We start from the raw sequence: 11,553 nt of genomic DNA on the forward strand, positions 1-11,553 counted from the left end.
CGTCCCGCAAGCGAAAACAGCAAAAAAAGAGACAATCTCTCAAGAGATTGTCTCTAATCGGATAAACGTATAACTATAAATTTTACTAAAAAAATACCTTACGTTTATCAGCCTTTTTCATTCGTCTGATTCGTTCTTTTCAGGACCTGTTCAAAGGACAGGATCTCGACAGGAATGGGAAGGTCTTTTAAAACGTCGCGTGTCTCCCCTGCCGTATCGGCCGTCGTCCGGACGAAGCCGATCCCCGCTTTTCCATCGAGGGCGGTGACGACACCGAGGTAGCCGCAGCCTTCGATAATGCGGTTGACGAAGGTCATGTCCGTCGGCGCCACGCGAAAGTAGACCCAATCGGCATCAAGCATGGTCTTCTACCTGACGGCGCATCATGGAGCAGGCTTCAAGGGGCTCGGAAATGGCCACCCCCACGAGCTGCCGCGGATGGCGGGCGGCATCGAGGGCTTCCCCGTCTTCATTGATGATGGAGCCGATGGTGCAGGTGACTAAATGGCCTTTGGGCTGCAAAAACTCGACGGTCTGCCCGACTTTGAAGTGGTTCCGCTGTTCAATCCAGGCAATCCCCTTTTCGGCATCATAGGAGCGGACCAAGCCGATGAAGTCGTGGGTCTGGGTATTGCTCGATTCACTGTAGACCTGGTCGGCCTCCGTCGGCCGCGATACGGAGAAGCCGCGGGTATAAGGCCGGTGGGAGATTTTTTCCAATTCATCGAGCCATTCCGGGCGGACCGTGAAGTGTTCGGGATCGGCTTCATAGGCGTCGAGGGCTTCGCGGTAGACCTTGGTCACCGTTGCCACGTAATGGATACTCTTCATGCGGCCTTCGATTTTGAGGCTCGACAGGCCGGCGTCGTAGAGGTCCGGCAGATACGGCAGCATGCACAAATCTTTCGAGTTGAAAATATAAGTCCCCCGTTCATCTTCGACGACGGGGAAATACTGACCCGGCCGTTTTTCTTCGACGACGTTGTACTTAAAGCGGCAGCACTGGACGCATTCGCCGCGGTTGGAATCGCGGTCCCCCTGCGTAAAGTAGTTGCTCAGCAGGCAGCGGCCGGAATAAGAAATACACATCGCACCGTGGACGAAGCCTTCAAGTTCGACATGCGGCACTTTTTCGTGAATGGTCTTGACGTCGGCCAGGCTGACTTCGCGGGCCATGACGACTCGCGCCGCCCCATTGTCGGCCCAAAATTTCACCGAAGCCCAGTTGGTCGTATTGCCCTGAGTCGAAATGTGAATCGGAAGATCCGGTACCAGCTGGCGAGCCAAGGCAAAGATGCCCGGATCGGCGATGAGAACGGCGTCGACGCCGATATCGCGAAGGTAGATGAGGTATTCCGGAAGGCCTTCCAAATCTTCATTATGCGGGAAGATATTGACCGTGACGTGGATCCGTTTGCCCAAGGAATGGGCGTAGTCGACGGCTTCTTTCAATTCTTCATTTGAAAAGTTGTCACTGAAAGCCCGCAGGCCGAAGGATTTCCCGCCTAAGTAGACGGCATCGGCGCCGTATAAGAAGGCCATTTTCAATTTATCCATACTGCCGGCCGGAGCCAGCAATTCTATTTTTCCCATGTATCTTATCCTTTCCATCGTGAAACGGTCATGCCGTCTCCATTTTCAAAAAACACCGTTTCAAAATGTGCCCGATCTTCGATAAGGGCCATAAATTCCCGCAGGCGGCTGATGGCCGTCCGGTGTTTGTGGGGCAAGGTGCCTTCGATATAAAACATCTCATGATAGCCGATGTTGTCGGCTATGATAAGGGCCCCGGGTAAAAGTTTCGGCATGAGCTGCCGAAGCTGGCGGACATACTGTCCTTTGGGCCCGTCGAGAAAAACCAGGTCCCACGGCCCAGAGAGGCTTCCGGAAAGTTCCGTTCCGTCTCCTAAGAGCGCCGTAATGACGCCCTTATAAGGAGAGCGGCCGATAAAGTCCCGTGCCTTTTGCCAACGCCCTTCATCAAATTCGATGGTCGTAATCGTACCGCCGTCGCCGAGAAAAGGCGCCATGCGAAGGGCCGAATAGCCGATGCAGGTCCCGATTTCAAGGACCTTCACCGGCCGTTGGTTAGCTATGATACGTTCAAAAAGAGGGACTTCACTGTCCCTGAGGATAGGAAGCCCTTCTCTTTCGGCATAAGCCTTAATCTCACAGATCAGACTCATGGCATATGCTCCTGTACATTCTTCATGTGTTCGTCATACGTTGCGGCAAAGTAGTTATGCCCGTCCTTATCGGCGACGAAGTAGAGATAATTCGTCGTCGGCGCATCTAAAATAGCTTCCATGCTGGGAAGACCGGGGTTTCCGATCGGTCCCGGCGGCAGGCCTTCATAGACGTAGGTATTGTACGGCGAATCGTACTGGGTCTCACTGATGCTGTACTCCGCCTTGTGGTTGCCCATGGCGTAGGCAATGCTGGCATCGGACTGGAGTTTCATGCCGATGCGCAGGCGGTTTTCAAAGACCGAAGCGATAAGGGGCCGATCCGGTTCGAATTTAGCTTCCTTTTCGATGAGTGATGCCAAGGTGACGAACTGGTAGATGGACATATTCTTCTTGGCAATGCGCTCTTTCATAGCCGGCGTCAGATGCTTATCGAAATTCTTCAACATCATGGCCACGACGTCGTCGGCTGTCGCATCGTAAGGGATGAAATACGTATCGGGAAATAAGAAGCCTTCCGTGGCAAAGGTCACTTGCCGGTTGCCCTTCATATACGGAAAAAGCTGGGCGTCCGACGCAGCCGCCTTTAAAAAGTCCGCTTCGCTGATACGGCCATTGGCAGCGACGGCTTTGGCAATATTCCATACCGTATACCCTTCGGGCACGACGAGCCGGTCAGCTTCAGACTTGCCGCTGGCCAGTTTCTGTAAAATCGTAAAGACGCTCATTCGCGAGTTAAAGGTATATTCTCCGGCGTGGATCGAGCCGGCCTGACCGGTCGCCATGGCCGCTGCGCGGAACCATAAAGGACTTGCAATATAGCCCTTATCTGTCAAAGCATCGCCGACGTCGGCTGCCGTCATGTCACTGCGAACATGGAGATAGCCGCTGGTATAGGGCAAGAGGAAGTTCGGGCCGAAAAAGCCATAGAGCACGACGGCGGCCGCGGCGATGAGGCACCCGGTCAAGATTTTTTTAAGTCTCTTACGCGGAGGCTTAGGGGATGGCACGGGAGCTGTGTTTTTAATTTCCTTCGAGGTCATATCGTTTGTTTCCATATTCTCCTTTATCAATCCTTTTTATCGGGTTAACGGTCGGCAGTCCAAGTACGGCTTTGCTGAGCCTTTTCTTCACTGCGGCTCATGGCCTGGGCCTGCTGTTCCTTATCGTACTGCGCCTGGGCAGCGTCTTTGGCAGCCTGGAGCTGAGCCTGAACGGCCGGATCCGGCGGAACTACTGTGCCGTCTTCATCGACGGTCTGGGCCGCATCGAGCTGAGCTTGGGCTGCGGCGACGTTATTGGCCAGGTTCTGAAGGCGCTGGTTATTGATCCCTTGGCGCACATCGGCTTCAAGGGATACGGACGGCGTCTTTTTGACGTCGACGTAGACTTCGAACAGGCGCTGCCAAGGCAAGGTGACGTCAATGGTCCGCGGGTCGACACCGAGGTAGGTCGACGCATAGCGCTGGAGCTGTGTTTTGGCCAGGCTCTGCAGTTCTTGGTTCCGCGAAGCGTACACCGGCGTGATGGTATGGGCTTCGAGTTTTTGATCCATGCGGGTGACGTAGTCGCGGACATTGGCCTGGTAGGCCCAGTTGTCGAGATACTGCGTGGTCAGCATGTCGCGGTGGTCAGCGGGAGTCATATACTTGGCGAGGACGCCCTGAGACAGTCCGTAGCCGACGGAGTTGCTGGCCGTATTCCAGCCGTTGTACGCGGCCAGGCGATACATCATCTTGTCCTGGTAGAGGCCGTAGACCAAGGTGTTATCCGAGCCGTTGGAAAAGGCCATATCGACGAGGCTGACCGGTATATTGAGGTTGACCGCCTTTTCAATCTGGTTCAGGAAGTCTTTCGTCGACTGGAGCATGATCGGGAAGTTTTCAAAATTTGCCGATTCCGTCGTCGTTGTAGTCAGCGGCGTATTGACGGCAAGCAGGAGATCCGGCCGTTCATTGTCGACAATCGTGCCGCCAATGGCTTCGACGTGAGAGGCAATGGTCTTGCCGATGGCCTGCCCGTCATAGCGAGGGACCGTCTTTTCTCCCCCGCCCAAGGGGTAGATGACGGAAATTTTCGGATGATAATTATTGAAGTCGTTGCTGGCTCTCGTAATGAGCAGCAATCCCAACTGGTCGGCGCCGGGGAAGGAACCGAAGGATGTCTTAGGAATGCCTTGGCCGGCCATTTCGAGATACTTCGATTCTAAAGACGACTGGGTGCTGACCGAGTTGTCGTCGTGGCCCAGGCTATAGTAGGTAAAGACGCCTTTTCGAGCATCGTCGATGAGCCGATAGTTGATGCTCATATTCTTGCGGCGCCGATTGTACCAATCCTGCAGGTATTCCATGGGAATACGGCGCATGATAGCGAACCAATCGTTCCGTTCCTGAGGATTGAGCCCTTCTTCATCCATCTTGGCCTGAAGAGAGGCTAATTGATAGATATCGGAGCCCATGGTCAGGTAGTAGTCCGGTTCAACTCCCTTGCCGCCGGCCCAGGGACTGCGCATGACCGTGCTGAATACGTAGAGGGGCACTTTGGTATTGGCCTTGTGCAGGGCTTCTACTCTTTCAAGGCGCGTCAAGAGGGTCGACATGGGAAGGTTGTGCTTCCGGGAATCGACGAGACCGCCGTAGACTAAAGAATCGATGGACAGGACCATGGCATCGGCTTTATTCGCGTTATTCTCTACCCAAGACATGAGCCGATCCGGCGAACCGTGGAAATTCATGCCCGACAGATACTGTGCGGGCGGCGTCAAAATCGTATAGCCTGCCGATTCTGCCGTACTGACCGTATATTCGTAATCTACAGGCCGGTCGTCCTGTGGTACGTATAAAATCGTCTTAGCCAGTGTCGACGGCGTAGCACACAGGAACAGGGATACGACGGCCATGCTGACTGCCTTCTGTAACAGATTCACATTATCCTCCTATCGTAAGAAAAAACAAGTATTTTTTATTATAGCACATCTGCCCTCTAAAAAGAAGAACCTTGCTTCTTACGGCGGATGCGGGGCACATTGAGGTGGAAGCGAATGGCAACCAACCGGATGGCAACGGTAACCGAAAAACTGACGATGGCCCCCACTTCAAAAGGCACTTCAAAGGGAATGACGGCGCCGTACAAGAGGACACTGCCGAGGAGCGACGCCGTAGCATAGACTTCAGTCCGCAGGACGACCGGAATCCGTCCGGCCAAGACGTCGCGGATGACGCCGCCGCCGACGGCCGTGAGGACACCGAGGGTAATATCTAAAATCCAGTAATCAGGATAATAATAACAGCCGAGAAGGGTCCCGGTTACGGTAAAGGAACCCAGGCCAATGGCATCACACAAGAGGTAGATGGCCGACAGATGACCCATAAAGCGGCGCCACATGTGGATATTGAAGTAGCGGACGGTCAAGGTAACGATAACGATGGAACCTAATATAATCCATAGGTAAATGCTGTTTTTAAAGGCCGCCGGCGGAATATTGCCGATGAGGATGTCACGGACGATGCCGCCGCCGACAGCCGTCGCTGCGCTGAGGACGAAGATGCCGAACAGATCCATGCGCCGGGAAAGGGCTGCAAAAACGCCGGATACAGCAAAGGCCGTCGTCCCCAATAAGTCAAAAATATGCCACCAAATCGCATCCATAGGAATTCCCCTTCCCTCTCTTTCGTGATATGATAAATGAACCATGTTAATTACTAAGGAGATCATCATGACTAAAGATGAATTTTATATGGGCAAGGCCCTCGCCGAAGCCAAGACCGCCTATGCCGTCGGAGAAATACCCATCGGCGCCGTCATTGTCTATCAGAAAAAGGTCATCGCCCGAGCCTATAACCTGCGGGAATCCCTTCCCTGTGCCACGGCTCACGCCGAACTGTTGGCCATTGAAAAAGCCTGTCGCGCACTGAATCGCTGGCGCCTGACAGGCTGTACCCTATACGTCACGGTCGAGCCGTGCCCCATGTGTGCCGGCGCCATCGTAAACAGCCGCCTGGACCGGGTCGTCTACGGCTGCGACGACCCCAAGGCCGGGGCTGCCCGTTCCCTCTTTCACCTCATCGACAGCGACAGTCTCAATCACGCCGCCGTCGTCACAGCCGGGGTCCGTGCGGAAGAATGCGCCGCCCTTATGAAAAGTTTCTTCAAAGAGCGGCGTAAGAAAGAAACGGTTATCCCTTCAACAAGTCCTTCAGATAAGCCTTGAAATCATGGCCCAAGTCGTCACGACGCAGGGCGTATTCGACAGTGGCCTTCAAAAAGCCCAGCTTATTGCCGGCATCATAACTGGTTCCCGTAAAGGTATAGGCATAGACGCCTTCGCGGTCGGCCATGAGGCGCAGGGCATCGGTAAGCTGGATTTCACCGTTCTTCCCGGGCTGGACGCGGCGCAGGATTTCAAAGATATCCGGCGTCAGGATATAGCGTCCGAGGGCAGCCAACCGACTCGGCGCTTCTTCGACAGACGGTTTTTCAATCATATCGATGAGCCGCACGATGCGTTCGTCTTTCGTCGGCATCCCGTGGACGATGCCGTAACGCGATACCTGGTCGAGGGGTACTTCCTGGCAGCCGAGGAGGGTCGAGCCGACTTCGCTGAAGGCCTCGATCATCTGACGCAGGGCCGGCCGCTCCGGTTCATAGACGATATCGTCGCCTAAGAGGACGGCAAAAGGTTCATTATCGATAAAGGATTCGGCACAACGGATGGCGTCGCCGAGACCGCGCATATGCTTTTGCCGGATATAGTGGACGTTGATACTGGAAATATCCTGTACCATCCGTAAGAGGCGGGTCTTCCCCTGCTGGCGCAGCTGCAGTTCGAGGTCGATATTGGTATCGAAGTGGTCTTCAATGGCCCGTTTTCCGTGGCCGGTGATGATTAAAATTTCTTCAATGCCGCTTTGCAGGGCTTCTTCGACGATATACTGGATGACCGGTTTATCGACGATAGGAATCATTTCCTTAGGGATAGCCTTGGTCACCGGTAAAAACCGCGTGCCGTAGCCGGCCGCCGGAATGACGGCTTTGCGAACTTTTTTCTGCATCTGTTCAAATCTCCTTTTCAGCGACAGTCAAAGCGCTTTCAATGACGTCGTCCATATCGTAATACTTATATTCAGCCAAACGACCGCCAAAGATGACGTTCCGTTCATGGCCGGCGAGCCGGGCGTACTGCTTGTAGAGGGCCTGGTTCTTGTCATCGTTGACCGGATAATAGGCTTCTTCCCCACGGTGCCATTCCGACGGGTATTCCCGAGTGATATAGGTCACCGGTTGGGTTCCGAATTCAAAGTGCTTGTGTTCGATGACTCTCGTATACGGCGTCTCCCGGTCGGTATAATTCATGACGGCTACGCCCTGATGATTGACTTCTTCCAAGCGTTGTGTTTCAAAGCGAAGGCCCCGGTATTCCAAACAGCCCAGTCGGTAGCCGAAATATTCATCGATAGGCCCGGTATACACGACCTTGCGGGCAATATCGAGGTAAGACGACCGTTCTTTATTGTAATCGATGCCGGTCCGCACTTCGATTCCTTCTAACAGGGCGTCGATGAGGCCGTTGTAGCCACCGATAGGAATCCCTTGATAGCTGTCGTCAAAGTAGTTGTTGTCAAAAGTATAGCGGACGGGCAGGCGCTTGATGATAAAGGCCGGAAGGTCGGTGCAATTCCGTCCCCACTGCTTTTCCGTATAGCCCTTGATGAGTTTCGTATAAATATCGGTACCGATGAGGGAAATGGCCTGTTCTTCTAAATTTTTCGGTTCCGTAATATGGGCCTTTTGACGCTGTTCTTCGATCTTGGCAGCCGCTTCCGCCGGCGTCACGATGCCCCACATCTTGGCAAAGGTATTCATATTAAAAGGCAGGTTGTAGAGCTCGCCTTTGTAATTGGCGACCGGCGAATTGACGTAATGATTAAACTCGACGAACTGATTGACATAGTTCCAAACTTTTTTATTCGACGTATGGAAGATATGGGCCCCATAGCGATGGATGCGGATGCCCTCTTTTTCTTCGCAGTAGACGTTACCGCCGACGTGCGTTCGCCGTTCCAGGACCAGGCACTTGCGCCCGGCTTTTTTCATTTCATGGGCAAAGACGACGCCAAAGAGACCGCTGCCGACGATGACATAATCATACATTGCAAAACACCACCTGATAGAAAATGTACAGCTGTACTGAACTGCCTTTTAGGATAACAAAAATTACGATGCGCTGAAACAGTGCCTCCCCAAGTCCTTTCGCAGACTTCAATCGAGGGAAGCGGGGATGCCGTACATCGGTTCAGCCTTCAAAACAGCACGGCGGACCGCGTGTTCGACGGCGTAAGCTGCCAGGGTTCCGGTCAAACTGATTTCGGCTGAAATGGTGCCGATGCTGGCTGCATACAAGGAATCGCCGTCGGCCGTCGTATTGACCGGTCGAATCGTGCGGACCATGCCGTTGCTGCCGAGGGCGGCTATTTTTTTCAGCTGAGCCTTGTCAAAGCGGCCGTTGGTCACGATGGCACCGATGGTCGTATTGGTCGTCGTACCGACGGCTCGCTGCGAAAAGAGGGTCGGTGTGATTCCTGCTTCTTCGAGCATGACCCGCCGCGTATCGGCAAATCCTTTGCCGTCACGGCTTCTCATGCCGGACAGGATTTCCCCCGATTCGCCGAGGACGTCGCCGACAGCGTTGACGACGACGATGGCCCCCACTTTGAGGTCTCCGACGGAAACGGCATAGGCACCGACACCGGATTTCATCATATAGTCCGGGCCGCAGAGCTTTCCGACCGTAGCCCCCGTTCCGGCACCGTAGCAGCCTTCCCGGAAGTCGCCTTTAAAGGCCGCATCACAGGCGGCATAGCCCATGGCCGCATCGGGACGGACATCGTCTCCGCATCCGAGGTCAAAGATACACGAAGCGACGACTAAGGGGACTTTGGCGATCCGCGTTTCAAAGCCGATGCCCTGTTCTTCCAAATAGGTCATAACCCCCGTAGCCGCATTGAGGCCGAAAGCACTGCCGCCGCTTAAGAGGATGGCATGGATGCCCGACGCTGCCGCCATGGGACTTAGCAGCTCCGATTCCCGACTGGCCGGACCGCCGCCGCGGACGTCGACGGCACAGGGTGCGCTTTCAGGAAAGACAAGGACCGTGCAGCCGGTACCACCTTTTCGGTCTTCAGCACTTCCCAAGCAGAACGTTTCTTTCGACAACAGTTCCTGAATATCGATTTCTCTCATGGTCATACCTCTCCTATTTTTTCAGCTTTTCAAAGTCTTTCCAAAGCATGCTCGGCTGGATGCCCGTATTGTTCTGATATTTTCCGTGGGTATACTTATCGTATTCCCCGTCGATGTCGTGGTAGTAAATCTGGCAGATTTCGACATTGGGATAAATCCGTATGGGCTGAACACAAAAGATTTCAAGGGTCCAGTAACCGGCAAATCCGACGTCGCCAAAACCGGCCGTAACGTGGATGAATACGCCGAGACGACCGACAGACGACCGGCCTTCCAGCATGGGGATGTAACCGTCGGTCCGGGTGTATTCATTAGTCCGGCCCAAGTAGAGCGTATTAGGCTGGAGGACATAGCCCGATTCCGGAATATGAATCGTCGACGCCGGATTGGGCTTAGCCATGTCCAATTCGGCATGGTCGTAAATCATCAGTTCGTTATGAAGAGACAGATTATAGCTATTGGGATTGACCCGTTCGGGATGAAAGGGTTCGATGATAATTTCTTTACCTAAATGTTTGACAATTTCCTTGCCTGATAAGATCATAAGGGCCACTCGCTTTCTCTGGTAATTTCATTTCTTATGATATAGCAAAACAGGCTCGATGTCCACGGCGCGACGGGCCGGTTTTTTCTTGTTTATATCGAAAAAGTCTTCGACATAAAAAGTGACCTTCTCCCCTTCTTGCGCTCGGACCCGATACAGGGATGCTGTACGGAAATAATACTGACCGCCGCCGTATTCCCGGATGAAACCGGCCTTGCCGCCGGGAAGGATCTTATCGATAGTCCCCGTATGCTGTTCCTCACCGGCATGCTTTTCCGCCATCCAGAAAGACTGCAGGCGGCGAAGCAGTTCCGGCCGATCCGCCGGGGAATAATCATAACTGTCGACCTTGGCGATGAGCTGGGACGAAATTTTCCAATTTTGCTCGGTCCGGATGAGTTTTGCCAAGAGATAATGTTCATAAGCCTCTTTATCGTAACTGCCCATATTTTCCAAGGCTCCTGCCAACTGGACGAGGAAGTTGACCTTAGCCTTAAGCTCGCCGGGAGCTGCCATGGCCGATGCCCCATAGCGGCGCATGGCCTCACTGTCGCCCTTGGCTTGGGCCGCAAAAAAGAGGCCGCGATAGACGATCCAGTGCTGCTTGTACTTTAATAAGTCTTCAAACCGCTGCCGGGCATCCTCAATCTGTCCCAACCGCAGCTCACAGAGGCCGATGCGGTAGGAAAACCAAATGTCGTTGTCGTGGTGCAGTTCCGGAAAGATTCCCAAGGCCATTCGGCAAAGACGAATGCAGTCATCGTACTTTTCTTCCTTGATGAGGGTCCGGCTCATGAGGGCATACCAATGTTCCCGATCGGAGGCGATAACCTGTTCCCGTCCGCGAAGGGTCACCTTTTTTTCTTCATCAGACAAGAGATCCGGATCGAGACGGCGCAAATAGTCACCGGCCATATTCGCCATAGAAGGCGGTTTTGTCTTTAAGACTTCAACCATCCGCCATACGGCTAAGGTATACGGCGTGTACGGACCTTGTTGACTGTACTTTAAGATGGCGTCGACGGCACGGCGAAAGTCTTCGAAGGTCTGGAGCCGTTCATCGAATTTTTTAATGTATAAATAGTAAAGGCACCAGCAGTAGATGCCGTGGAGATTGGTAAACTCCGGAAAGGCGATGATGCCGGCCCGGGCAATTTCCCGTCCCTTGGCGTAATTTTTGACTTTGCGCAGGGCATAGGCATAGTAATAATAGTCCCAGTTCGTCCAAGAGCCGTCGGGCGCCGCCTTGTCATACATGGCGATGACGTCATTGTAGCGGCCTTCCTGACAAGCCTCGCGGGCTGCAAAAGAATCCATAGAAAAACCTCCTACCCGTTTATTACACAGTGTTCATTATGCCTATTATAACATAAAGAATCTTCCTCTTCGGCATAACAGCCCTAAAAACCTTGAAAACACAAAAAAGAGCTTTTCCACAATACTGATATGCTCCCCTTTAGGTAGACATGAGAAATAATAAAATCTCATGCTGCTTGAGGGGAGTATTTTTAATGCGAAAAACAAAGATATGTGCTCAAGAGAAATTGCATACCGTCAAAAACATCCTCCATGGAACAGAATCTA

The 11,553-nt window shown here is 53.2% G+C and carries 12 protein-coding genes; 1 reads left to right on the plus strand and 11 read right to left on the minus strand.

Going from position 1 to position 11,553, the window contains the following annotated elements; genetic code table 11:
• Positions 1-107: 107 nt before the first annotated feature.
• From A0U42_RS00755 to A0U42_RS00780, 6 genes are read right to left on the minus strand one after another with little or no spacing between them, the layout of a single operon-like run.
• Entirely contained in the window at positions 108-362 is a 255-nt protein-coding gene (locus A0U42_RS00755; RefSeq protein WP_044503991.1) for a DUF4911 domain-containing protein, read from the minus strand.
• Entirely contained in the window at positions 355-1,593 is a 1,239-nt protein-coding gene (locus A0U42_RS00760; protein ID WP_065359483.1) for a U32 family peptidase, read from the minus strand. The genes A0U42_RS00755 and A0U42_RS00760 overlap by 8 nt, the downstream gene beginning before the upstream one ends.
• A 5-nt stretch (positions 1,594-1,598) precedes the next feature.
• Complete coding sequence (locus A0U42_RS00765; protein WP_065359484.1) at positions 1,599-2,186, minus strand: O-methyltransferase; 588 nt, start codon at positions 2,184-2,186, stop codon at positions 1,599-1,601.
• Positions 2,183-3,244 (minus strand): endolytic transglycosylase MltG, encoded by a 1,062-nt coding sequence (gene mltG / locus A0U42_RS00770; protein ID WP_065359485.1) that lies wholly within the window; start codon positions 3,242-3,244, stop codon positions 2,183-2,185. Before mltG ends, A0U42_RS00765 begins: the two co-directional genes overlap by 4 nt.
• Before the next feature lie 29 nt (positions 3,245-3,273).
• The gene (locus tag A0U42_RS00775; protein WP_065359486.1) at positions 3,274-5,112 is read right to left on the minus strand and encodes a DUF4127 family protein; all 1,839 of its coding nucleotides are present in this window, start codon (positions 5,110-5,112) and stop codon (positions 3,274-3,276) included.
• Between the two features lie 56 nt (positions 5,113-5,168).
• Positions 5,169-5,834, minus strand: a complete 666-nt coding sequence (locus A0U42_RS00780) for a trimeric intracellular cation channel family protein (RefSeq protein ID WP_044503996.1) — start codon at positions 5,832-5,834, stop codon at positions 5,169-5,171.
• 67 nt (positions 5,835-5,901) lie between these two features.
• On the opposite strand from A0U42_RS00780, the gene tadA reads away from it, so the two are divergent.
• Positions 5,902-6,396, plus strand: a complete 495-nt coding sequence (gene tadA / locus A0U42_RS00785; protein WP_065359487.1) for a tRNA adenosine(34) deaminase TadA — start codon at positions 5,902-5,904, stop codon at positions 6,394-6,396.
• Here the strand turns inward: tadA and galU are convergent.
• The 5 genes from galU to A0U42_RS00810 all read right to left on the minus strand — a co-directional run bounded on the left by galU (position 6,362) and on the right by A0U42_RS00810 (position 11,286).
• Complete coding sequence (gene galU, locus A0U42_RS00790) at positions 6,362-7,237, minus strand: UTP--glucose-1-phosphate uridylyltransferase GalU (protein WP_044503998.1); 876 nt, start codon at positions 7,235-7,237, stop codon at positions 6,362-6,364. The two genes, tadA and galU, sit on opposite strands and share 35 nt — an antisense overlap.
• Positions 7,238-7,241: 4 nt before the next feature.
• A complete protein-coding gene (gene glf, locus A0U42_RS00795; RefSeq protein WP_065359488.1) occupies positions 7,242-8,336 on the minus strand; it encodes a UDP-galactopyranose mutase in 1,095 nt (364 codons plus the stop codon).
• A gap of 108 nt (positions 8,337-8,444) precedes the next feature.
• Positions 8,445-9,425 (minus strand): P1 family peptidase, encoded by a 981-nt coding sequence (locus tag A0U42_RS00800; protein ID WP_065359489.1) that lies wholly within the window; start codon positions 9,423-9,425, stop codon positions 8,445-8,447.
• A 13-nt stretch (positions 9,426-9,438) separates the two neighbouring features.
• Entirely contained in the window at positions 9,439-9,969 is a 531-nt protein-coding gene (gene dcd, locus A0U42_RS00805) for a dCTP deaminase (protein ID WP_044504001.1), read from the minus strand.
• Positions 9,970-9,996: 27 nt separating this feature from the next.
• A complete protein-coding gene (locus tag A0U42_RS00810) occupies positions 9,997-11,286 on the minus strand; it encodes a hypothetical protein (RefSeq protein ID WP_065359490.1) in 1,290 nt (429 codons plus the stop codon).
• Positions 11,287-11,553: the final 267 nt, after the last annotated feature.

This window comes from Megasphaera sp. DISK 18, assembly GCF_001682955.1.
In the GTDB taxonomy this organism is placed as follows: domain Bacteria; phylum Bacillota; class Negativicutes; order Veillonellales; family Megasphaeraceae; genus Megasphaera; species Megasphaera massiliensis.